General features: G+C 57.9%; 20 protein-coding genes. 16 read left to right on the top strand and 4 right to left on the bottom strand.

What is annotated here, in order from left to right; translation table 11 throughout:
• Positions 1 to 11: 11 nt before the first annotated feature.
• Both PG062_RS05110 and PG062_RS05105 read left to right on the top strand, forming a co-directional pair.
• Positions 12 to 761 carry a DUF308 domain-containing protein gene (locus PG062_RS05110; RefSeq protein ID WP_270751464.1) on the top strand — a complete coding sequence of 250 codons (750 nt, stop codon included), beginning with the start codon at positions 12 to 14 and terminating at the stop codon, positions 759 to 761.
• A gap of 56 nt (positions 762 to 817) precedes the next feature.
• Positions 818 to 2,233, top strand: a complete 1,416-nt coding sequence (locus tag PG062_RS05105) for an NAD(P)/FAD-dependent oxidoreductase (protein ID WP_270751463.1) — start codon at positions 818 to 820, stop codon at positions 2,231 to 2,233.
• A gap of 377 nt (positions 2,234 to 2,610) precedes the next feature.
• On the opposite strand, the gene PG062_RS05100 is transcribed toward PG062_RS05105, so the two are convergent.
• Entirely contained in the window at positions 2,611 to 4,074 is a 1,464-nt protein-coding gene (locus PG062_RS05100; protein ID WP_270751462.1) for a S1C family serine protease, read from the bottom strand.
• A gap of 265 nt (positions 4,075 to 4,339) precedes the next feature.
• On the opposite strand from PG062_RS05100, the gene mnmM reads away from it, so the two are divergent.
• A complete protein-coding gene (gene mnmM, locus PG062_RS05095) occupies positions 4,340 to 5,221 on the top strand; it encodes a tRNA 5-(aminomethyl)-2-thiouridylate-methyltransferase MnmM (protein ID WP_270751461.1) in 882 nt (293 codons plus the stop codon).
• 40 nt (positions 5,222 to 5,261) lie between these two features.
• The gene (locus PG062_RS05090) at positions 5,262 to 6,017 is read left to right on the top strand and encodes a TraX family protein (protein WP_270751460.1); all 756 of its coding nucleotides are present in this window, start codon (positions 5,262 to 5,264) and stop codon (positions 6,015 to 6,017) included.
• 376 nt (positions 6,018 to 6,393) lie between these two features.
• Here the strand turns inward: PG062_RS05090 and ptsP are convergent, their stop codons facing one another.
• From ptsP to PG062_RS05075, 3 genes are all read right to left on the bottom strand, one after another.
• Positions 6,394 to 8,076 carry a phosphoenolpyruvate--protein phosphotransferase gene (ptsP, locus tag PG062_RS05085; protein ID WP_270751459.1) on the bottom strand — a complete coding sequence of 561 codons (1,683 nt, stop codon included), beginning with the start codon at positions 8,074 to 8,076 and terminating at the stop codon, positions 6,394 to 6,396.
• A gap of 145 nt (positions 8,077 to 8,221) precedes the next feature.
• Positions 8,222 to 8,479: an HPr family phosphocarrier protein gene (locus PG062_RS05080; protein ID WP_114000232.1), complete on the bottom strand. Its 258-nt coding sequence runs from the start codon at positions 8,477 to 8,479 to the stop codon at positions 8,222 to 8,224.
• 180 nt (positions 8,480 to 8,659) lie between these two features.
• Positions 8,660 to 9,439: an HAD hydrolase family protein gene (locus PG062_RS05075; protein ID WP_270751458.1), complete on the bottom strand. Its 780-nt coding sequence runs from the start codon at positions 9,437 to 9,439 to the stop codon at positions 8,660 to 8,662.
• Positions 9,440 to 9,580: 141 nt separating this feature from the next.
• On the opposite strand from PG062_RS05075, the gene PG062_RS05070 reads away from it, so the two are divergent.
• From PG062_RS05070 to PG062_RS05015, 12 genes are all read left to right on the top strand, one after another.
• Positions 9,581 to 10,096 (top strand): gamma carbonic anhydrase family protein, encoded by a 516-nt coding sequence (locus PG062_RS05070; protein ID WP_270751457.1) that lies wholly within the window; start codon positions 9,581 to 9,583, stop codon positions 10,094 to 10,096.
• A gap of 431 nt (positions 10,097 to 10,527) precedes the next feature.
• Entirely contained in the window at positions 10,528 to 12,141 is a 1,614-nt protein-coding gene (locus tag PG062_RS05065) for a peptide chain release factor 3 (RefSeq protein WP_270751456.1), read from the top strand.
• Positions 12,142 to 12,283: 142 nt separating this feature from the next.
• On the top strand, positions 12,284 to 13,153 hold the full coding sequence (locus PG062_RS05060; protein WP_270751455.1) for a PPK2 family polyphosphate kinase: 870 nt from the start codon (positions 12,284 to 12,286) through the stop codon (positions 13,151 to 13,153).
• Positions 13,154 to 13,210: 57 nt separating this feature from the next.
• On the top strand, positions 13,211 to 14,332 hold the full coding sequence (locus PG062_RS05055; RefSeq protein WP_270751453.1) for a glycosyltransferase: 1,122 nt from the start codon (positions 13,211 to 13,213) through the stop codon (positions 14,330 to 14,332).
• On the top strand, positions 14,329 to 15,339 hold the full coding sequence (locus tag PG062_RS05050) for a glycosyltransferase family 2 protein (RefSeq protein ID WP_270751452.1): 1,011 nt from the start codon (positions 14,329 to 14,331) through the stop codon (positions 15,337 to 15,339). The genes PG062_RS05055 and PG062_RS05050 overlap by 4 nt, the downstream gene beginning before the upstream one ends.
• A gap of 24 nt (positions 15,340 to 15,363) precedes the next feature.
• A complete protein-coding gene (locus tag PG062_RS05045) occupies positions 15,364 to 16,584 on the top strand; it encodes a glycosyltransferase family protein (RefSeq protein WP_270751451.1) in 1,221 nt (406 codons plus the stop codon).
• Entirely contained in the window at positions 16,581 to 17,864 is a 1,284-nt protein-coding gene (locus tag PG062_RS05040) for a glycosyltransferase family 4 protein (protein ID WP_270751450.1), read from the top strand. Before PG062_RS05045 ends, PG062_RS05040 begins: the two co-directional genes overlap by 4 nt.
• On the top strand, positions 17,861 to 18,898 hold the full coding sequence (locus PG062_RS05035) for a glycosyltransferase family 2 protein (RefSeq protein WP_270751449.1): 1,038 nt from the start codon (positions 17,861 to 17,863) through the stop codon (positions 18,896 to 18,898). The genes PG062_RS05040 and PG062_RS05035 overlap by 4 nt, the downstream gene beginning before the upstream one ends.
• A gap of 14 nt (positions 18,899 to 18,912) precedes the next feature.
• Positions 18,913 to 19,935, top strand: a complete 1,023-nt coding sequence (locus PG062_RS05030; RefSeq protein WP_270751448.1) for a glycosyltransferase family 2 protein — start codon at positions 18,913 to 18,915, stop codon at positions 19,933 to 19,935.
• A 21-nt stretch (positions 19,936 to 19,956) separates the two neighbouring features.
• A complete protein-coding gene (locus PG062_RS05025; RefSeq protein ID WP_158538871.1) occupies positions 19,957 to 20,943 on the top strand; it encodes a glycosyltransferase family 2 protein in 987 nt (328 codons plus the stop codon).
• A gap of 590 nt (positions 20,944 to 21,533) precedes the next feature.
• Positions 21,534 to 22,727, top strand: coding sequence for a glycosyltransferase family 4 protein (locus tag PG062_RS05020; RefSeq protein WP_270751447.1), 1,194 nt, complete (start codon positions 21,534 to 21,536; stop codon positions 22,725 to 22,727).
• Positions 22,703 to 23,761 (top strand): glycosyltransferase family 2 protein, encoded by a 1,059-nt coding sequence (locus tag PG062_RS05015; RefSeq protein WP_270751446.1) that lies wholly within the window; start codon positions 22,703 to 22,705, stop codon positions 23,759 to 23,761. Before PG062_RS05020 ends, PG062_RS05015 begins: the two co-directional genes overlap by 25 nt.
• Positions 23,762 to 24,078: the final 317 nt, after the last annotated feature.

Genomic DNA, 24,078 nt, shown 5'->3' with positions numbered 1-24,078 from the left:
GGAGGGTTTGTATGCTGCGCCATATCAAACCGGGCATGCTGGTGTTCAGTGTGCTGTACATTCTGCTTGGCCTGCTGTTGCTGCTTGCCCCGCAGGCGGTTGCTGATGTGTTCTGCATTGCGCTGGGCTTGTTGGTGGTTTTGTGCGGGCTGCAAAGCCTGTACGGTTATTTTAAGAAAGATAACGGCAGCATCCGAGCCGCCGTCAGCCTACTGCTCAGCCTGCCCACCATTGCGCTGGGCATGTGGGCACTATTGTGTACCGTACAAAGCGCCATGACCTTTGAATGGCTGTTGCCGCTGCTGTTTGGCCTGATGCTGCTGGTGGATGGCGTGGTGCGCGCACAGTCTTCCTTTGCCCTTGCCAAGCGCAAGGGGCAAAAGTGGTGGGTGGTGCTGCTGCTCAGCGTTGTTTCACTGTTGTGCGGGGCATTGCTGGCGTGTTCTCAGCTGCTGAACAACCGCAACGTGGATCTTTTGCTGCTGTCCGGCATCTTTTTACTGGCAGAGGGCATTTTGAACCTGTGCTGCACCATTTATATTGCGATGGAGTTCCATGCGCTGGACAGGCTGGATGCTGCCAAGGCGGAAATGGAAACCGCTGCCGCACCGGAGCCATCCACCGAAGCCCCCTCCCCTGCCCCGGCTGAACCCGCTGCAGAAGAATCTGCCGAAACGGACCTGCCCGATGTGCCAGCCCCGGAGCTGACCACCGAACCACTGGAACCCGACCAAGAGCCCACAGTGGATGCCGCAACCTGATGTTACCCTGCGCTGAAACGGCGCTTATTTGTAAATTTAAGGAGCAATTACCCTACATGAACAATTATGATCTGATTATCGTTGGCGCCGGCCCGGCCGGTATTTTTACCGCACTGGAACTGCTGCGCAAAAGCAGCAAAACTACCGGCCCGCGCATCTGCCTGATTGAAAAGGGCAAACCGGTAGAAAAGCGCCACTGCCCCAAAGATAAAACCGGCCACTGCGTGAACTGCAAGCCCACCTGCGCCATCACCACCGGCTTTTCCGGTGCCGGTGCGTTCTCGGACGGCAAGCTGTCCCTCTCCTATCAGGTTGGCGGTGAGCTGCCGGAGCTGATCGGTGAGGATTTTGCCCAGGAGCTGATCAACTACACTGACAAGATCTATCTGGAATTTGGCGCTGACCCGCATGTGGAAGGTGTTTACGAGGGCAGCGAGATCAAGGAGATCCGCAAGCGCGCCATCCAGGCCGGCCTGCAGCTGGTGGACTGCCCCATCCGCCACCTTGGAACCGAAAAAGCCCAGCAGCTGTACCTGAACATCCAGAACTATCTGCTGGCCCGCGGTGTGGAGATGCTGTTCAACACCGAATGTGACAACATTCTGCTGGAAGGCAGCGAGTGCAAGGGCGTTGTGATCACCGAAAAGGGTGAGCGCCGCGAGCTGCGCGCCGACCAGGTTGTGATTGCCACCGGCCGCCGCGGTGCAGATTGGCTGGAAAAGCTGTGCGCCGAGCACAACATTGCCCACAAGCCCGGCACCGTTGATATTGGTGTGCGTGTGGAGTGCCGCAACGAGATCATGGAGACCATCAACAAGGTTCTGTACGAAGGCAAGCTGATCGGTTACCCCAACCCGTGGAAGAACAAGGTCCGCACCTTCTGCCAGAACCCCGGCGGCTTTGTCGCGCAGGAAAACTATGACAATGACCTGGCGGTCGTCAACGGTCACAGCTACAAGGATCTGAAATCCGGCAACACCAACCTGGCCATTCTGGTCAGCCACAACTTTACCGAGCCGTTCAACCAGCCCATTGCCTATGCCCAGAAGGTTGGCGAACTGACCAACATGCTGGGTGCCGGGCACATTCTGGTACAGCGCTACGGTGATATTCTGGACGGCAAGCGCACTTGGGCCAAGGAGCTGGCACATTCCAATGTGCGCCCTACCCTGAAAGATGCCGTTGCGGGCGACATTACCGCCGCCATGCCGTACCGCGCCATGGTGAGCATTATTGAGTTCATCAAGATGGTGGACCATGTTGCCCCCGGCTTTGCCGCACCGGAAACCCTGCTGTACAGCCCGGAGCTGAAGTTCTATTCCAACAAGGTCAAGATGGACACCGACCTGGAAACGAACATTTCCGGCCTGCACTGCCTGGGCGATTCCTCCGGATGGACCCGCGGCCTGATGATGGCCTCCGTCATGGGCGTTCTGATGGGCCGCAAGCTGATTGAGAATCATGATATGTGAGGTTTTTACGGAGGATTTTTTGTTCCTTCTTTGAAAAGAAGGAAGCAGAAACTTTAATCATATTATCACATAAAATAAAATTAAGGCGCATCACACAGGGATTGTGTGGTGCGCCTTAATTTTATTTTTTCTGTTTTGCTATACTAAAGGCAACACCGCACAATTCCCGCCTTGCGGCTTAAGCACCGCTCCGGCAGCTGCGGCACGGCATCTGCGTTGCCAAAATGCTCGATAATACACAAAGTATTATCTGCGCTTTTGGCTTGGCATCTGCCGCACCTCGCTCGCCGTATCGGCACTTAGAATTATGCGGTATTGCCTAAAGTTTCTTCGGTCCCTTCTTTTCAAAGAAGGGACAAAAAACTTCCGTAAAGAACTTAGTTCCCGTTTTCAGCCGTTGCGGTGGATTGGGTGCTTTCGCCCAGGGTCACTTCGCAGCTGATGACCTTGCCATCACGCTCTACCTGCAGGGTAACGGTATCGCCAACTTCCTTGCTCTGGCAATACTTCTGTACATCGGATGCACTGGAGACTGCCACATCATCAATGGAGATGATGCGGTCACCCAGCTTCAGGCCGCCTTTTTCGGCACCGCTGCCGGATGCGATCTGGTAGATATACACACCATAGTTGCTGACGCCGTACTGCATAGCAGTCTGGGCATCATTGATGGTGATGACCGTAACACCCATGGCCGGGCGGGCAACATAACCCTTTTCGATCATCTGTTTTGCCATTTCCATGGCGGTATTGATGGGGATTGCAAAGCCAAGCCCCTCTGCATCGCTGGAGCTGCTCTTGGCGTTGACAATACCGATCAGCTCACCGTTTGCATTGAACAGGCCGCCGCCGGAGTTGCCCGGGCTGATGGAAGCGCTGGTCTGGATCAGGTTCATATCGTTGCCCTGAACGGTAACTTCACGGTTCAAGGCGCTGACAATACCATTGGTAACGGTGTTGCTCAGGGTACCCAGCGGGTTGCCAACGGCAATGGTGGTTTCGCCAACAGCCAGGCTGTCGCTGTCGCCAATCACAGCCGGAGTCAGACCGGTGGCTTCGATTTTCAGGACTGCAACGTCCGAAGTAGAATCCTGGCCAACGACCGTTGCGGTATACTCTGTTCCGTCTGCCAGTTGTACCGTGATGTTATTTGCGCCGGAAACCACATGGGCACAGGTCACAATGTAACCATCCTGCGAGATGATCACGCCGGAGCCTGCACCGCTCTGCACATAGCTGCCGCCAAACCAGGTGTTGGTGCTGACCATCTGCTCGGTGGTGATGGCCACAACGCTGGGCTGTACCAGCGCGGCAACATCCTGAATCGACAGGTTGGTGCCGTTAGTGCTGCCCTGGGATACAGAATCCGTGTTGGTGTCACGCTGGACCTGCTGGACCACAACCTGGCCGCCGGTCAAGCCGGTGCGGCTGGCAACCACAGTTCCTGCCAGGCCACCGCCAAAGCCAAGGGCTACCACACCGATGCAGGCCGCCACACGCAGCAAAACCTTTTTGCCGCCGTGGCTCTTTTTGGGCTCGTTCTGCGGGGGCTGTGGGTTGCTGGAATAGCTGTAGCCATTGTAGCCGCCGTTATTGCCGTTGCCACCGTTGCCGCCATTGCCTGCAGCGGGGCCCTGGGGGTTATAGCTGCTGTTCTGTTGGCTGGAATAATTAGAATAATCTGTCTGTGCGGTGTTGGCGGTGTTCACTCCGCTGCTGCCCACATTGGGGTAACCGGACTGCTCTGCCTGGGGCTGTTCCGGCTGAGTGCCCGCTGGCTGCCCGTTATTATTCTGCGGGCCGCCATTATTATAAAGACCCGAATAATCATATTCACTCATGAAAAATCTCTCCTTTGTTCTGCCGCACGGCGCTTGGGGGCCGCCGGGCGGTGATACACGGTCTGGCGGAAGCTTTTGCTTTGTCTTTCTTGCTTCCCTCAACCTTGTGCCTACAGTATAACCGCTAATTGTGAAAACAGTTTCGCGACTGCGTGAAAGAAATGTGAAATCTCCAAAAATCCGGTCAGTTTGGGCTGTGGTTTGACTTTATCCGCCCCATGCCGTACAATCAGTTGCAGACTGAAACATTAGGGGGAGCTTGCCCATGCGGATTGAAAAAACGGCACTGGACGCACAAAACCGCTGTGTCTATTCGTTATATAAAGAGAAAGGCTGCATCGGCCATGCCGTTACCTGTGCCGATTGTTTTGAAGCGTTGGAAATTGCCCCGGAATGGCAGAGCCGCGGGTACGGAAGCTATCTGCTGCGGGAGGTTTTGCGCCAGAACGGCGGCTTTGACCGGACTGCCCCCAGCGAATTCACCGCGCCACTGCCGGATGCCGGCAATACCGCTGCGCAGGCGCTGGCGGCAAAGTTCGGTTTTGTGCCGCGCGGCGGCCTGCTGGTGCGCCGCCGCGTGCCGGACCTGACGGCAGTGGAGCTGACCCACCGCTTTTTGCGCAGCACACTGGCACCGGGCGGACTGTATCTGGATGCCACCTGCGGCAACGGGCACGATACCCTATTTTTATGCAGCGTTGCCGGGGAAAATGGCCGGGTGATCGGGCTGGATATCCAGCCTCAGGCCGCGGCCAACACCAATGCGCTGCTGGCCGCCAACGGCATGGCTGCCATTGGCCGCGCGGAATGCTGCGACCATCGGGAGCTGCTGCGCTTTGCCCCGCCGGGCAGTGTGGACTGCGTGATGTTCAACTTTGGCTGGCTGCCAGGTGCCGCGCACGATGTACACTCCACGGCAGATTCCACCCTGCCCGCGCTGCAGGCCGGGCTGGACGCCCTGAAGCCCGGCGGCGTGCTTGCCGCGGTGCTGTACAGCGGCAAGGTAATCGGCAATGCGGAGAAAAAGGCTGCGGCGGAGTTTTTCCGCAGCCTGCCGCTGGCCGATTATACCGTGCTGATCTGCGAATTTGCCAACTGGGCCGATACCGCTCCCCTGCCCTGCTTTGTCATTAAGCGGGAAAAATAACCGCTGCCGCTGTGAAGCCCCAAAAAAGGAAGTGCTGCCAATGCTGCAACAGCAAACACAAAGCCCCGGCTGGCGGGTGCTGAACCGCGATGTGATCAAATACATCGCGATAACCGCCATGCTGCTGAACCACATCGCCAATATTTTTCTGGTGCCGGGCACCCTCTGGTACGAGGTGCTGGTGGATATCGGCTACTTTACCGCCATTACCATGTGCTATTTTCTGGTAGAGGGCTTCCGGTACACCCACAGCCGCAAACAGTATGCCTTACGGCTGTTCGGGTTCGGTGTGGTTTCACAGGTGCCGTTCTCGATGGCGTTTGCCCAAAACGGCATTCTGGAATTTCAGGATTTCAACATGATGTTCACGCTGTTCCTGTGTTTTTGCATCTTGTTGTGTATCGAAACCATCCGGAACCGTTTTTTGCGCGGCGTGCTGATCGTGCTGCTGATTTTTGGTTCGTTGTTTTGTGACTGGGCGCTGCTGGCCCCGGTGTTCACCCTGCTCTTCCGCTGGTCCGGCCAGGACCAAAAACGACTGCGGTTCAGTTTTGCGCTTTCTGCCGCGCTGTTTGGCTGGCTGAATTACACCAGCAGCGTGTGGCTTTACCCCACCGCACAGTGTTTGCTGATGGCCTGCGGCAGCATGGCAGGGATCGCTGCATCCGGGTTTGTGATCTTGTATCTGTACAATGGCCAGCGGGCGGCGCGGGGAAAGAAATTTTCGCACTGGTTTTTCTATCTGTTTTACCCGGTGCATTTGTTGGTGCTGGGGGTAATTCGGGTGATGGGGTAATGGTGCGCGGTAGATTTTTACCGTTACACACTCCATGGGACGATGCAAGCATCGTCCCCTACAAATAAATTGCAGCGTTTACCGCGATAGGCGTGGTTCCTCCGCGGCGGGGTGAGGGCACCCCGCCCTACAGATGCTTTGTTGGTTTGCAACACATTATAAAATGCTCTGTAAGGAACGGTCCAGACCGTTCCTTACAGATTGTTTTTCAACTTGTACCAATTTCTATAAAGCCAACATCAAAAAGGCGCACCACACGATGGTTTTGTGTGATGCGCCTTTATTTATCTTTTGTGTTCTATTATACTAAAGTTTCTTCGAAGTTTCTTCGGTTCCTTCTTTTCAAAGAAGGAACACAAATCCTTCGTAAAGCCTCTCACAGCGTTTCCGGGTATTCGGCATCGATGGCGGCCAGCAGGCGGGGTGCGCTTTCGCGGGTATCGGTCATGCGCACGGCATTGCGCAGGGGCAGCACCGCGCGCGGGCTGACGGACAGCTCATCCACACCGATCGCCAGGAAGGTTTCGGTCAGGGTCAGGTCCGCGCCAAGCTCGCCGCAGATACCAACCCAAATGCCGTTCTTGTGGGCATTCTCCGTCACCATCTTCAACAGGCGCAGCACTGCCGGGTTGTGCGGGTCATAAAAACGTCCCAGATCATTGTTCTGGCGGTCACAGGCCAGGGTGTACTGGGTCAGGTCATTGGTGCCGCAGCTGAAGAAATCCACTTCCTTGGCCAGACGGTCACTCATGATGGCCGCTGCCGGGGTTTCGATCATGATGCCGACCTGCACATCCTCCGCAAAGGGAATGCCCTCAGCTTTCAGGTCGCGCTTGACTTCCTCGCAGTACTTTTTGGCTTCGCGCACTTCCCACACGCTGGTCACCATGGGGAACATGATGCCCAGCTTGCCGAACGCGGAAGCACGGTAAAGGGCACGCAGCTGGGTCTTGAAGATTTCCGGGCGGGTCAGACAGATACGCAGAGCGCGCATGCCCATAGCCGGGTTATCCTCTTTGGGCAGGTTAAAGTAGCCGATCTGCTTGTCCGCGCCGATATCCAGCGTGCGAATGATAACTTCCTTGCCGCCCATATCGGCAAGAACCTTTTTGTAGGCTTCAAACTGCTGGTCCTCGGTGGGGTAATCCGGGCTGTTCAGGTACAGGAATTCGCTGCGGAACAGGCCGATGCCGCCGCCATCGTTGACCTGCACGGCATGTACGTCGTCCGGGGAGCCAATGTTGCAGTAAATGCGGATGCTCTTGCCATCCTTGGTCACATTGGGCTGGCCTTTCAGGGTCTCCAGCAGGCGCTGCAGGCGCAGCTGCTCTTCCCGCTTTTTCAGCAGGTAATCACGGGTCATATCGTCCGGGTCGATCACCACATTGCCGGTAGCGCCGTCAATAATGCAGGAGCGGCCCTCATACTCCGGCTTCAGGGCATCGCCCACGCCCACAATGGCGGGAATGCCCATGGTGCGGGCCAGAATGGCCGTGTGGCTGGAACCGGAACCGCCCGCAGTGATGAAGCCCAAAATCTTGGATTTATCCAGCTGCACAGTTTCCGAAGGTGCCAGGTCGTCCGCAGCCAGCAGCACCGGCACATCCGAAGCAATACCGCCCTGCACTGCACCGGACAGGATCCCCAGGATGCGATCCGATACATCGCGCACATCTGCCGCACGGGCCTGCATGTAGGAATCGTCCATGGATTCAAACATGGCGGCGAACTGAACTGCGGTATCCGAAATCGCGGCTTCGGCGTTCATCTTTTCATTGTTGATATGGTCGGAGATGGCTTCCTCGTAATCGAGATCCTCGGCCATCATCTGGTGGGTCTCAAACAGCATGGCGGCTTCATCGCCGGCTTCGGCACGGGCCTTTTCGGCCAGTTCGCCCAGCTGCTCAATGGCGGCGGTCTGCGCGCCCTTGAAACGGTGCCACTCGGCATCGGGATCGGTCACGGTATAGCGGGGGATCTCGGTTTTGGTGCGGTGATAGAAATAAAGCGGGCCAACGCCAACGCCAGAAGATACGCCCTTGCCCTGAATACTGATCATAACAAGCGTCCTTTCTTTGGTGTTCAATGGGATCCTGACTGGTTATTTTATACAACCAAATGTAGCAGAAAACAAAATGCGGCTGCCTGCCCCAGCGCCGGGTAAGGGCCTTGCTGGGGCAGGTGCCGCAAACAAAAGAATTCAATTACAAATGCTCTTTGAAGAAAGCTTCCAGTGCCGGTGCTGCGGTATCCTCGTCCTCGCCTTCCACGGTAACGGTAACGGTATCGCCGCACTTAACGCCCATACCCATCAAAGCCATCAGTTTCAGCGCGTTGCTGGATTTATCGCCCTTGATGACGGTAACAGTGCTCTTATACTTTTTGACCTCTTTGACCAGCAAACCGGCCGGACGGGCATGGATGCCAACTGCTTCCTGAATGGTATAATCAAACTGCTTCATAGATGCGTCTTCCTCTCTGTTCCACAGCTTTTCAACAAGCCTGTGGAGAATTTAACAATTTGATTATACCAGCAATGTTGAGCAAAGTCAATGCAAACACTGCATTTCACCCTGTCGTTTTTTGTAAACTTTCACAAAATCAACAAAATGTTTTTAACAATATTGTGGATTCACTCGGTTTCAGTTTTCCTGCCTGGCCAGGAAGGCACGCAGGGTATCCTCCGGCTGGGGGGTATGGTTTGCATAGCGCCGGCGCAGCTCCGCTGCAGCGGTGGACATAATGTAAGGATGACCTACCAAATCCAGCATGGCAACATCATTATAGTTATCGCCAAAGGCCATCACATCCGCCGGGTCAATGCCCAGCACACGGCAGATGCTCTGTACGCCAATCCCCTTGTTGGCCACGGTGGTATCGATCCACTTGGGTCCCGCCACGGCGCAGTTGGCCTGCTGCCATTTGGGCACAAAGCGCTCCACAAACGGCTCCACGCCGTCCACCAAATAGACGGACACCTTGACGATATCCTCCGGGATCTGGGCGGGGTCTGTGATGACCGTATAATTGTTGCCAATGAACTTGATGCGGTCCACCACGCCGTGCCCGCGCTCCATCAGGTAGGACATGTTTTCGCCGGAAAGCATCACTTCGCCTAAGTCCTCAGTGTTGTTCCAGAAATCCCAGGCGATTTCTTCTGCCAGGGCGCGGGGCATCGGCGTTTTGGCGATTACTTTGCCACCGCGGTAGACAACCGCGCCGTTCTCGCACAGGTAGATGCAATCGTCTGCCACAGGGGCGAACAGTTTGCGCAGGCTGGTATACTGCCGCCCGCTGGCCGGGCAGAACAGGATACCACGGTCATGCAAAGCGCGGATCTCATCAAAAATTTCGCCCTCAATGAGCTTTTTCCCATATTGCAGCAGGGTGCCGTCCAGATCGCTGCAAACCATTTTTATCATATTTGTTTCCCCCTGATTGCTTTTCCTGAAGCAACGTAATATATTATTTAATATAGTAAAAGTATAACAAACACAGGCCTGTTTTTCAATTTAACTAACAGTGCCCGGCGGTAGAATTATTCCGGGCAGGGAGGTAAAATTATGGCAGTTATCACAGTATACGGCAAAACGCCGGATGTTGGCAGTGCAGCCTTTGTGGCCCCCAACGCCACCCTGGCCGGGGATGTTGTGCTGGCCGCTGGCAGCAGCGTGTGGTACGGCGCGGTGGTGCGCGGAGATACCGGCGCCATCCGCATTGGCAAAAACAGCAATATCCAGGACAACGCCGTGCTGCACACCGGGCCAAACCTGGGGGTAACGATCGGCAAAAATGTATCCATCGGCCACAGTGCAGTGGTGCATGGCTGTACGGTGGGGGACGGCGCTTTGATCGGTATGCACGCCACGGTGATGAACGGCGCCGTGTTGGGCAAAAATGCCGTGGTGGCCGCCGGGGCGCTGGTGCTGGAAAACACCGTGGTCCCGGACGGCATGGTGGCCATGGGTGTGCCCGCCAAGGTGCGTGAAGCCGCCAGCCCCGCCCTGGTGGAAGCCAACCGAAAAAATGCCGAAGGGTATGTGGCGGAAGCCACCGCCCATGCGGAGGCGAATAAGTAAGTCCTGACGGGTATGTTCGCTCTTTGATTTTATTTTGCAGGGGACAACACAAATTTTTTAGAGCAATACCGCATAATTCTAAGTGCCGATACGGCGAGCGAGGTGCGGCACTTAGAATTATGCAGTATTGCCTTAGAATCTGTGGCGTACAGTCAAACATTTGCCTTTCTCCCCCGGCGGGATGATGGCCCCCCACCACGCATTTTCCATCAAATTTTGCTTTTTTCTCCCCTTACCGGCCAAAAATCCGGTATCAGGCGTTGCAATCCCTTAAAAATCATAGTAAAATAAAAAGGTATGTCTTGTAACCTTTCTTGTAATAGTTCAGGTGCCGCCTGAAAACCAGAGTGATAGAGGAGTGTTCCCCATGTGACGGAAGCAGACAACCGTAAAAAGTCACATTGCAATGGAATAAAGGAGTATTGACTTTCATGGCAACTTTGCGTGAAGAAATCGAGCGCCGCCGGACGTTTGCGATCATTTCGCACCCGGACGCCGGCAAAACCACATTGACCGAAAAGCTGCTGCTGTACGGGGGAGCCATCCAGACCGCCGGTTCCGTCAAGGGCAAGCAGAGCGCCAAACATGCCGTTTCTGACTGGATGGATATTGAAAAACAGCGCGGTATCTCTGTTACCTCCTCTGTTTTACAGTTCAACTATCAGGGCAAGTGCATCAACATTCTGGATACCCCCGGCCACCAGGACTTCTCCGAGGATACCTACCGCACCTTGATGGCGGCGGATTCCGCCGTCATGGTCATCGATGCCGCCAAGGGCGTTGAGGCCCAGACCATCAAGCTGTTCAAGGTCTGCACCCTGCGCCATATCCCCATTTTCACCTTCATCAACAAGATGGACCGCGAAGCCCGCGACCCGTTTGAACTGATGGAAAACATTGAGACGATCCTGGGCATCAAAACCTACCCGATGAACTGGCCCATCGGCTGCGGCAAAGAGTTCAAGGGCGTGTTTGACCGCGGCACCCGCAAGGTGCTGGCTTTTGAAAGCGATGGCCGCGCCAACGGCGTGAAGATGGTGGACGAGATCACCGCTGAGCTGGGCGCACCCGAAATGGACGAATTGATCGGCGCGGCCAACCACCAGAAGCTGGCTGACGACATTGAGCTGCTGGATGGCGCCGCCGAAGAGTTTGACCTGGACGCTGTGCAGCACGGCCAGCTGAGCCCCGTATTCTTTGGCTCCGCGCTGACCAACTTTGGCGTGGAACCTTTCCTGAAAGAGTTCCTGCGCCTGACCCCGCCGCCACTGCCCCGCAGGGATGCCCCCACCGGCGATGTGGTGGATCCCTGCAGCGAGCAGTTCAGCGGCTTTGTGTTCAAAATCCAGGCCAACATGAACAAGAATCACCGCGACCGCATTGCGTTTTTGCGCATCTGCTCCGGCAAGTTTGAGCGCGGCATGGAAGCATTCCATGTGCAGGAGGGCAAGAACATCAAGCTTGCTACCGGCACCAGCCTGATGGCTGACGACCGCGCCATCGTGGACGAAGCCTATGCCGGCGATATCATCGGTCTGTTTGATCCGGGCATCTTCTCCATTGGCGATACGCTGTGCACCGGCAAGCAGCATGTGCAGTTTGCGGGCATCCCCACCTTTGCACCGGAACATTTTGCCCGCGTAACCCAGGTGGACACGATGAAGCGCAAGCAGTTTGTGAAAGGCATGGAGCAGATCGCACAGGAAGGCGCGATCCAGATTTTCCGCGACCTTGGCTCCGGTATGGAGGAAGTTATCGTCGGCGTGGTCGGCGTGCTGCAGCTTGAAGTGCTGGAATACCGCCTGCGCAACGAATATAACGTTGACATCCGTATGCAGACCCTGCCGTATGAGCACCTGCGCTGGATCATGAACGACCCGGACGAGCTGGACCCCAAAACACTGGACCTGACCAGCGACACCCGCTGCATCGAGGACCTGAAGGGCAACCACCTGCTGCTGTTCGGCAGCCCGTGGAGCATCAACTGGGCCGAGCAGCACAACGAACAGCTGAAGCTTTCCGAGTTCGGCAACCTGACGTTCTGATTTTGTTTTGTAATTATGAAAAAGGCATTGCGGGCCGCGCGTCTGCAATGCCTTTTTTGCATCTTGCGGTTGCACATGGGGGCCAAAACGGGTATACTGAGAGAGTGTAATTTTGTCCTTTTGCAGAAAGGAGGCCGCCCGGATGAAGGCTGACCGCTATTTGTTTGATGGTTCCCACCCATGCGCGCTGCGCAAGCTGCCCTGCGACAGCAAGGATGACCATGTAAAGAAAGAAGATATCCTGGCCAAAACTGCCGAAAACCTGGAAAAGATGGCCGCCCTGCAGGACGCCTTTTACGCCGATGGGCGCGAGGGCCTTGTGATCATTCTGCAGGCGCTGGATGCCGCCGGGAAGGACAGCACCGTAAAGCATGTGATGGGCGGCCTGAACCCCCAGGGTGTACAGGTAACCAGCTTCAAGCAGCCCACCAGCGAGGAGCTGCACCACGACTTTTTGTGGCGGGTGAACAAAGCTCTGCCGCCCCGCGGCAGCATTGCCATTTTCAACCGCAGCTATTACGAGGACGTTCTGGTGGTGCAGGTCCACGACCTGCAAAAGACCTACCAGATGGCCCCGCGCGTGCTGGAAGACAGCAAGAAAGACTTTTTTGAAAAGCGCTACCGCCAGATCCGCAGCTATGAAGAATACCTGTACGAGAACAGCTACCGCGTGGTCAAAATCTTTCTGCACGTTTCCAAGGACGAACAGAAAAAGCGCTTTTTAGAGCGCATTGACCGCCCGGAAAAGAACTGGAAGTTCTCCTGCTCCGACCTGAAAGAGCGGATGCGTTTTGACGAATATCTGGATACCTTTGATGAAGTCATCACCGCAACCGCTACCAAGCACAGCCCGTGGTATGCCATCCCGGCTGACCAGAAATGGTACACCCGCTACCTGGTCAGCGAGATTGTACTGGATGCTTTGCAGAAGAGCTGCCACGAATACCCGGTGCTTTCGGACGAAGCAAAGGCCGAACTGCTGAACTGCAAGGCTGCGCTGGAACAGGAATAATGCCAAACGCTGCCGGGTGGATGTTCCCCCGGCAAGCCGCAAAAGGAGGGGCGCACTTTGCCGCCGATCCGCGTATTACAAATCATGCCCGCCATGGACGCCGGCGGCATGGAAACCTTTGTCATGAATGTCTACCGTGCCGTGGACCGCAGCCAGGTACAGTTTGACTTTTTGTACCACTATGATAAACCCTGCTTTTATGATGCTGAAATTGAAGCCCTGGGCGGGCACATTACCAAGCTGACGGTGCGGCAGGACAATAATATCCCGAAATATCTGCATGACCTGCGCGCCTTTTTTACCGCGCACCCGGAATACAAGGTCATCCACGGGCATTACAGCGGCTTTGGCATGTTTTATAATGCCGTGGCCCGCCGCTGCGGGGTGCCGGTGCGGGCAGGCCACAGCCACAACACTGCCTATGAGCACAACCTGGTGGGCCAGCTGGACCGGCTGATGAGTTCCCGCTTTGACCACGACCTGACCCACCGCTTTGCCTGCAGCCAGCGCGCCGGGGAGATGCTGTACGGCAAACACCCGTTCACCGTGCTGCCCAACGGCATTATGACCGATGTGTTCGCCCTCCACGATCCCGCCGCCCGCGCCGCTCTGCGCGCTGAGCTTGGCGTGCAGGAAGGCGAAATTCTGTTTGGCCATGTGGGCCGTTTTTGTGAGCAGAAAAACCATGCCGGGCTGCTGCGCATTTTTGCCGGGGTCAGCCGCCGCATGCCCAACGCCCGGCTGGTGCTGATCGGCACCGGCGAGCTGGTTGATTCCACCCGTGCCCTTGCCCAGGAGCTTAACCTGAGCGACCGGGTAATTTTTGCCGGGGTGCGCAAGGATATGGCCGCGCTGTACCACGCCATGGATGTATTTTTGCTGCCCAGTTTGTTTGAGGGGCTGCCCGTTGTGCTGGTGGAAGCCCAGGCCGCCGGCCTGCCCTGCTTTGTGGCCGATACGGTGGACCCCGGCGCGGCGTTTGCCGGCAACATCCACTACCTGCCCTTGCAGAATGAAGCCGCCTGGGCTGATTCCATTGCCGCGGCGGACCTGACCCGTGACCCCAACGCCCAGGCCAAAGCCATTGCCGCCGGATTTGATGTGCACACCAGCGCGGGCATCCTGCAAAAATTTTACCTGGAGCAGACGCAGAAATATACAAAGGAGGTGCAGCCATGAGTGAAACCGAGCCCCAGTTCAAAGGCCCTGCCATTGCCGTGGTGGTGCCGGTACATAACGGCGCTGCGTTTTTGCAGCAGTGTCTGGCATCCCTGGCTGCGCAGACCTTTGGCGATTTCGCCTGTTTTGTGGTGGATGACGGTTCCACCGATGAAAGCGCCGAGCTTGCCGCCGCGTGGGAAAGCCGGGACGCCCGGTTTGTTGTGATCCACCAGCGCCAGAGCGGTGTTGCCGCCGCCCGCGCTGCCGGGGTGCGCGCGGGGCTGAACCTGAACGCCCGGTGGTTTGCCTTTTGTGATGCGGACGACTGCTACCACAAGCAGTTTTTGGATGCGCTGTACCATGCTGCCCAAACCACCCGCTGCCAGATTGCCTGCTGCCGGTATGACTGCTTTACCGAGGATATTCCTCCGGAAAGCCCGCCGCCCAGCCAGACCACGGTGTTTCAGCCGCCCGCCCATCTGGATGCCCTGCTGCATGACCACCGGGTGGACTTTGGGCTGTGGAACAAGCTGTACGCCCACGAGCTGATCACCGCCGAGATCATGGACAACGGCCTTGCCTACAACGAAGACCTTGTGGCCAACTGGCAGATTTTCAGCGCGGCAGACGGCTGTGCCTATGTGGATTTTGCAGGCTACCATTACCGGCAGCACGCGGCTTCGGCCAGCCACCGTGCCCTGCCGCCGGAAAGCATTGACCAGCAGCGCCAGGCCGCCGTGTTCATCCGCGAGCATGCCAGCCCGGCCATCCAGCAGAGCGCCAACGCCTTTTATTACGAAAAGCTGGTCTACCTTGCCAGCATGATTTTGCGGCGGGACGATGCCGCCGCCTACCGCGTGCAGATCAACGAGCTGGGGGTGGGCATCCGCGCCGGGCTGCAGGACCCTAACCTTGGCCGCAACCCGCGGCTGCCGCTTGCCATCCGCGCGGCGGCATGGGCAACCATCAACTGCCCGGTGCTGTGGCGCAAAGTGTGCCGTACCATGTTAAAAGACCGGCGCTGACTCCTTTTGCACAGGATAAACACCATGCGTATTTTATTTATACTGGATAGTGTGGAAAACTCAACCTCTGCCAATGTGCTGATGGCACAGCGTTTGGCAGGGGTGCTTTGTGCTGCCGGGCACACCGTACACCTGCTGGAACTATGGGACGGCCTGCATCCCCAGCCGGAGCTGCCCGGCTGCACCGTGCACCGCCTTGCCTTTGCGGACGAGCGCCTGATGAACGCCGCGCTGGAAAACGGCCGCAGTGGCGGTTCGCCCATTCCGGTGCGGCTGGCGCGGCTTTGCTGCCACCCCACGGCGGTGGCGGCGGCGTTCCGCCAGCTGGTGCTGCACGCCCCGCGCCGGGTGGTGGATACCCGCCGGGAGCTGGAAAAGCTGGATGCTGCGTTTCATTTTGAGGTGATCTGCGCTGTTTGTGCGCCCTACCGCGCCGCGTTTGCGCTGGAAACCGCACAGGTGCAGGCCAAAAAGGCCATCTGGCAGCTGGACCCCTATGCTTCCAACCGGGATTATCAGGCCCCCGGCGGCTACCCGCGGGAGCTGGAGCTGCTGAACCATCTGGCCGCCGCCTTTATCACCCGGCAGGCCGTTGGGGATTACGCCCCCGGCGCCCCGCTGGCCGCGGCGGCGGAAAAAGTTCATGTGCTGGATTTCCCCAGTCTGGTGCCCCCGGCGGCAGTGCCGAACCATGCAGCAGACAGCAAAAAGCGCTGCGTGTTCTGCGGTTCTTTGTATCCCGGCCTGCGGGAGCCGGGCTTTGCGCTGGAACTTTTCCGCGCCCTGGGCCCGGCCAGCGGCTGGACCCTGACGATGGCAGGCGGCGGCTGGCAATACTTTGCCGCGGACGCTGCCCAGACCAAGGCTGTATTGGGCGAACAGTTTGAACAGCCCGGCCCCGTGCCCGCCGAAACCGCCCGCACCATGCAGGCACAGGCCGATGTTCTTTTGAACCTTGGCAACGCGGTAGACAACCAGCTGCCCAGCAAACTGTTTGACTACTTTGCTGCGGGCAAGCCAGTTTTGCACCTCTGCGTGATCGAAAACGACCCTGCCCTGCCCTATCTGGCCCGCTATCCGCTGGCGCTGGTGCTGCACCAAGGCCAGGCTGATGCTGCGGATATTCTGCACCGCTGGCTGGGTGAAGTGTGCGGTAAACAGCTGTCCTTTGGGGAAGTGTGTGACCTCTTCCCTGAGCTGGTGCCGCAGGCGGTTGCGGCTGAATTTGTGAGGTGGCTAATGTGAAGGTACTCTGGCTTGTCAGCATCACCATCCCTGCTGCCGCGGATGCCTGCGGTTTGCAGGCAAAAGAGATCGGCGGGGGTTGGCTTTCCGGCGCGCTGGGCGGCATGACCGCCGCACCGGACGCCCCGGCCATTACCGTTGCCAGCGTGGATGCCCGCGCGGAAACTTTAACCGTTTGCAGCAAAAACGGCGTAAGTTTTGCACTGGTTCCCACCGGAAGTGTGGAAAACTTTTCTGCCCTGCTCAAAAAGATTGCCCCGGATCTTGTCCATATCTGGGGCACCGAGTACGCTGCCGCCCGCACCATACAGCAGGCGGCCCAGGCGGCGGGGATACCGGTGCTGGTGGGCATCCAGGGCGTGATGGTTGACTGTGCCCTGCACTTGAATGACGGCGTGCCAGCACGGCTGCTGCACTCCTGCGCGGCGCAGCATTTGATTGACCGCCATGTGCCGGGCGGGCTGCTGGACGTGAACCAGGCCCGTTTTGACACCCTTGCCCAGAGCGAAGCCGCCGTGCTGGCCAACGCCCGCCATGTGACCGGGCGCACCAGCTTTGACCGTTCCGCCGTTCAAAAGCTGGCCCCGCAGGCCAGTTATTACCCCTGCAACGAAACGCTGCGCCCGGAGTTTTACACCCCACCGGTGTGGCACCCCCGCACCTTTGGCGAAGCGCCGGTGCTGCTGCTCAGCCAAGGCAACTACCCGCTCAAAAACCTGCATACCGTGCTCAAAGCGCTGCCCGCCGTGCTGGCGCAGTACCCCGGCGCGGTGCTGCGGGTGGCGGGCTGGCCCCCGCTGGACAAAGGGCCGCTGCTGCGCCCGGTGATTGACTGGATGTTCCCCTACCAGACCTGGTGCAAACAACTGATCCGCCGCCTGGGGCTGGCGGACCATGTGCAGTACACCGGCCCGCTGGATGCCGCCGCCATGCGGCAGGCTTACCTGGATGCCGATCTCTTCCTGTTGCCGTCTTACAGCGAGAACAGCCCCAACAGTCTGGGCGAAGCCATGCTGCTGGGCCTGCCCTGCGTGGCCAGCGCGGCAGGCGGCATCCCGGATATGCTGCAAAGCGGCGTGCAGGGGATGCTGTACGGTGCCGCCGGGGATGATGCCGCCCTGAGCGCGGCCATTTTACAGGTGCTTGCCCTGCCGGACCACGGCACGGCGCTGGGCACCGCCGCGCAGATCCGCGCCCGGGTGACCCATGACGCGGCCAAAAACGCTGCACAGATGATTGAAATTTACCGCAAAGTCCTGCAAAGGGAGGGAACACTGTGAGCCTGCCCGCCATTGGGGTGGTGATCCCCTGCTATAAGGCCGAGCGCACGCTGCGCCAGACGGTTGAAAGCGTGCTGCAGGGTGCACCGGACAATTTGCAGCTGGTGCTGGTGGAGGACGGCAGCCCGGACGGCACCGGCGCGTTGTGTGATGCCCTTGCCGCCCAAGACCCCCGCGTTACCGCACTGCACCAGCCCAACGGCGGGGCATCCGCCGCGCGCAACGCGGGGTTGGATACACTGTGCCGCAGCGGTGCCGAGTGGGTGCTGTTTGTGGATGCGGACGATACCCTGCTGCCGGGGCTGTGGCAGGCGCTGCCTGCTGCATTTGATGCGCAGCCGGGCCTGATTTTGTACGGCATGGTGCGCGCCAGCGGCCCTGCCCCCAATCCGCTGGCCCCCGGCTGCTATGCCGGCCCCGCCGCGCTGGGGGATGCGCTGGACCCGCTGCTGTTTGAAAGCGGCTACCTCGCCGCCCCCTACCCCAAGCTGTTCCGGCTGGATGTGATCCGCCGGAACAAGCTGCGGTTTGACCCACGCTTAAAAATCAATGAAGATGTTTTGTTTAATCTTCAATATTTGCGGTTTTTGCTTTTTTTACAAAAAAACTCTGCCATTTATTGCCTTACAGGTGTATACTATAATCAGAATGATATGCTTGCGGGCAGTCTGTCCCGCTCCCTGCGGGGGGATTTGCTGGACGCCGAGGCTGTGACCCGCCCCGTGCTGGAAGCATTCTTGACGGATGCCAAACTGCCTGCACCAGAAATTGACCGCCTGGTGCAAATAAGCCGGGTGCGTGCCGCGTTAAATCAATATGGGCTGCTGACCGGCTGTCCCGGCCGCATGCCGTTTGCCCAGCGGCGGCAGCTGTTTGCCCGCATTTTGCAGGATGCTGATGCCCGCGCGGCCCTGCGCGCCCGCCTGACTGCGGACCCCAACCGCCTGCTGGCGCTGCCCTACCGGCTGGGGGTATTTTTGCACAGCGCCTGGCTATTGGCCGCTTATACCCAGCTGAAAAACCGCTTTTTATGAGAGGAACGTTTTGCATGCCGAACCCGACCATTTCCATTGTGACAACTGTATATGACGCCAAGGATTACATCCCCCGCACGGTGCGCAGCATTCTGGCCCAGAGCTTTACGGACTTTGAGCTGCTGCTGGTGGAGGATGGCAGCCCCAACGGCTGCGGCGAGCTGTGTGATGAGCTTGCCAAAGCCGACCCGCGCATCCGGGTGTTCCACAAGGAAAACGGCGGCCCGGCCTCCGCTTTGAACGTTGGGCTGGACAATGCCCGCGGGGATTACATCGGCTTTGTGGATTCGGACGACCTGGTGGATCCGGATCTCTACGAAACACTTTTGAATGCCATCCGCGAAAATGATGTGCGCATTGCCTCCTGCAATGCCGACGCGGTGGACGAACAGGAAAAGCCCGTGCCGGGGGCCGGGGTCAACATCAACATTGCCGGGCGGCACATGGCCATGGAGCTGCTGCTGGATACCTTTAAAACCGGCGGCTTTTACGGGCTGCTGTGCTGGAACAAGCTGTTTGACATCCGCCTGTTCCGCGATAAAGGCGTGCATTTTGACGAAACCATGTTCTTTGGCGATGACGCCAGCGAGCTGCACCGCGTGTATGACGGCGAGTATGTTTACTGTGTGCCGCGCGTGCTGTACCACTACCGGCGGCGCGGCGGCCAGATGACCGAGGTGCTGTTTCCGCCGCGGCGGCTGGATGATTTGAAAATGTACTGGAACTGGCTGGGCTGGTTTGCCGCGCAGCCGGACAAAACCGAATATAAAGGTTATTATGAATGGGCCGTGGCATGGTACTGGAAGGTGTTTTACCTGTTCTGGTGCCAGGCCAGCGAGGCCGGAGCCATGGCAAAGCTGAAACCGGAATTTTTGAAGCACAAAAAGCATCTGGACAGCATTTTGCCGGACATCCTGCGCTGCCCGCATGTGCCCGGTGCCGAAAAAGCGCGCGCTGTGCTGTTCTGCGCCGCACCGGGGCTGACCTACACGCTGGCACACGCCCGCGGCAAGCTGCATGGCAGCAAAACGGACTGAGGAATGAGGGGGAAAAACAAGATGGAACATATTGCAGTTAGTGTGATCGTTCCCATTTACAACGCAGAGCCCTGGCTGGAAGAGTGCGTGCAGAGCATTCTGGACCAGGATTTCCCGGCCAGCTACGGCACGATCGAAGTGCTGCTGATCGATGACGGCGCAACGGATGGCAGCGGCGCTTTGTGTGACCGCCTTGCCAAGCGGGACAACCGCATTAAAGTGGTGCACCAGGAGAACCAGGGGCTTTCCGGCGCGCGCAACACCGGCATTGATATGGCCCGCGGCCGCTATTATGCCTTTATTGACAGCGACGATGTGGTGCGCCCGGCGTACCTGAAAAAGATGTACGAAGCCTGCGAAGCGCACGACGCCTACATGGCGATCTGCGCAGTGGAGGACGTACAGGAGAACGGCAAGCCCCTGCCGGAGCCGGTGTTCACCCCGCCCACGCAGGAAGGTGTGTTCCGCGGCAAGGATCTGCTGAATGATTTTTATGCCCCCAACGGCACTTATTACACCGTTGCATGGAACAAGCTTTACCGCGCCGAGGTGTGGAAGCTGCTGCATTACCCGGAGGGCCGTCTGCACGAGGATGATTTTGTGGCGCACCGGCTGTTCTGGCGGTGCGATAAAGTGGTGTGCCTGCCGGATGTTTTGTACAATTACCGCCTGCGTTCCGGCAGTATTATGCGCACCAGCCTGAAACCCGGCGCGTTTGACGCGGTGGACGGCCTGGCTGACCGGTACCGCTTTTATGTCGAGAACGGCGCGGACCGTTCGGTGATTGATTCGGCTTATGCTGCCTGTTGGCGGCGGTATCTTTTCCTGTGCGCCAAGGTACGCCAGAACCCGGAGCCGCAGCTGGTCAAGGCCATCAGCAAGGAGCAGTTTCTGATGCAGGGGCTGATCAGCTACCTGCCCAACTGCCGCCACATGAAGATGACCGAAAAACTTTCCGCCGCCCGCTGGGCCATGATGCCCGCCGAAAGCCTTTGCCCGGCAAAGTGATTGTTTACGAGAGCTTTCCAGCCTTTTTTGAAAAAAAGGCTTCGGCGAAAAAACTTTAATAGAATATAAGAATAAAAATAGGGATTGGATAGCGAACGGGTAAACAAAATACGCTCAAAACATATTGAAGCACGCGTTTTCCCCATAGAGACCGTAGGGGTGCATATTGTGCGCCCGCTGACCTAATGTCATAGCGTTTTTCCAAGGATTGTATATGGGACAAACGGCCACGGGACGATGCAAGCATCGTCCCCTACAAATAATTTTTAGGTTTGCGATAACCATTTTGCGTTTCTCCCCGGCGCAATGAGGGCATCGCGCCCTACGGAATATTTTGCCGCTCATCACGCACTTTCAAACATTCCAAAACCTAATATTTCCTGAGCGGCGCTGCGCGCCGCGGTCCACCACCATTATTCTTTATTCTTTTTTAATTATTCTTTACCTGCCCCATTCCTAATTAAACTCCTAACTCCTCCCTCCTAACTCCTAACTAATTTTCCGTCCACACCAAACTTTCAAACCAACGAAAAAAGGGGTTGTCCATTTTGCCGCTGCGCTCGCCGAATACACCGCGCAAACCGCGCATTTTGCTGGTTCCGCCGCCGGAGCTGCCGGTTCCTGCTGTGCAGGGCGGCGCGGTGGAAACCCTTGTCACCCACCTGATCCGTGAAAATGAACGGGCGGGCAAGCTGGACCTGCTGTGCGCCAGCATCCCGGACCCGGAAGCCGCCGCCCAGGCACAAGGGCTGCAGCACACCAAAATGCTGTACGTTGCCAAGCCCCGCGGCGTGCGCCGGTATTACCCCATGGTGTTTCTGGAGCGCTGCTTTGGCGTTGCCGCCCCGTATGACCCGTGGTATCAAAAAGTTCAGCTTTCCCTTGCACTGGAGCTGCCCACGCCGGACCTGATTGTGGCGGAGGGCGGCACCCTGACCCAGTGCAGCGCCATCAGCAAAATGTTCGGCAAGCGGCGTTGCCTGGCCCACCTGCACGGCCAAACCAGCTGCAGCCATGAGATGGACGCCATTTACGGCGGTATTCTGGCCCTGAGCGAGTTTATCCGCGATGATTACCTCAAAACCAGCGAGCTGGACCGCAAGCATGCCTACATCCTGCACAACTGCATTGATACCGCCCGCTTTGTGCCCGGCCCGGCGGATGCTGCGCTGCGGGCTTCCCTCGGCTTTGCGCCGGAAGATTTTGTTGTACTGTTCTGCGGCCGCCTGGAGCCGGATAAGGGCATCCACAAGCTGTTGGAAGCGATGGAGAATATCCATGACCCGCGCATCAAGCTGCTGATTGTGGGCAGCCCGTTTTTTGGCCGTACCCAGCAAAGCCCGTTTTTGCGCAAGTTGGAACAGCAGGCCGAGACCCTTGGCGACCGGGTGCGCTTTACTGGCTATGTGCCCAATGATTCGATGCCGGAATATTACCGCCTGGCGGACCTTGTCTGCGTGCCCACCTTGGTGGAGGAAGCCGCCGGGCTTGTGGCGGTGGAAGCCATGGGCTGCGGCCGACCGGTGCTTGCCACCCGCAGCGGCGGTATGCCGGAATATCTGGACGGCAGCCAGGCCGTGCTGGTGGACCGTGACGGCAATGTAGCCGGGCAGCTGAGCTTTGCCATCCGCATGCTGTATGAACACCCGGATCTGCGCGCCCAGATGAGCACCGCCGGTGCAAAGACGGCACAGCGCTATTCTTCTGCACGCTTTTATGATGATTTTGTACGCATTGTGTACGATTTTGGAGGTCACCTATGGAACAGCCCGTCATCTGTGTGATCGTTCCGGTATACAAGGCGGAAGCCACCCTGCCCCGCTGCATCGAAAGTGTGCTGACCCAGCAGCTGCCGGGCGGACTGCGGCTGATCTTGGTGGACGATCAAAGTCCAGACCGCAGCGGCGAAATTTGTGACGCTTACGCAGCAAAGGATCCCCGTGTGATGGTACTGCACCGCAGGGAACGCGGGGTTTCCGGCGCGCGCAATGCCGGGCTACGGGCCGCCACCGGCGAGTATATTGTATTTTTGGACAGTGACGATGCCCTGCGCCCCGGCGCTTTGGCCGCCGCCCTTGCGGCACAGGCCGCTGCCCCCAACGCTTTTGTGCTCTGGCACTACACCATGCAGCCGGACGATACCACCCCTGTAACCACAGTAGCCCACCCGGCCCAACAGAGCGACCTGGCCCGCCTGCACCTGGACTGCCTGATCGCCATGCCGTGGAACAAGCTTTACCGGCGCACATACGCCCGGCAGCTTGCCTTTGACCAGGCTTATACCCTTGGCGAAGATTTGCAGTTTGTGCTGGATTATCTGGCTCTGCTGGGGCGCTGCCAGCCGGATTTCAGCTACCTTGTGCTGGAAAGCGCCCTGACCTTTTACGATTGCAGCCGCACCGGCACCCTTTCTACCAAGTACCACGCCAATTACTGCGAAATTTGGCCCAAGCATTTTGCCAAGCTGAACGCTGCCTGCACCGCTGCTGCCTGCCCGCCGCAGGATATGCTGCCGCTGCACCGCGCGGAATTGCAGGTTTTGGCGGAGGGTGCCGCGGACATTTTGCGGCGGGACCCCGATGCCATGCCCGCACGCCGCGCCAAAGCCCGCACCGCGCTGCAAAGCCCATGGCTGAAAAACCTGCTGGATACAATGCGCCATGAGCACTGTTACAGCCCCTATTACCTGCCCTGCCGCTGGAACAGCTTGCGTCTGCTATGGATGTTGTCCGAAGCTGCGCGCACGCAGAGCCCCCTGTTCGGCAAGCTGGACTGGGCGGGGTATTATTTGCTGCTGGGCCGCATGAAGCGCGGCTGAACCGCAGCCTGCTTTCTCTCTGGTATTACAGTACATTTCCCCCAGGCAGCGCCGCTGGCTTGCCTGGGGTTTTGTTTTTGCATCGTCAGGTTTTTGGGGTTGTAGATTGTATTCACCTGCTTAACATGGTATAATGGGACAGAATTATCTCTTTGTACTATTTTTAACACATTTGGGAGAATTATTTACGGCAACACCGCACAATTCCCGCCTGACGGCTTAAGCACCGCTCCGGCGGCTGCGGCACGGCATCTGCGTTGCCAAAATGCTCGATAATGTCGGGTTGCGGTACCCGCATCGTGCTTCGGGGGCAAAAG

Origin of the sequence: Gemmiger qucibialis, from assembly GCF_027689445.1 — a bacterium.
GTDB classification, from domain to species: Bacteria; Bacillota; Clostridia; order Oscillospirales; family Ruminococcaceae; genus Gemmiger; species Gemmiger qucibialis.
The sequence above is the reverse complement of the archived record's forward strand: the minus strand, read 5'-3'. Positions and strand labels throughout refer to the sequence as shown.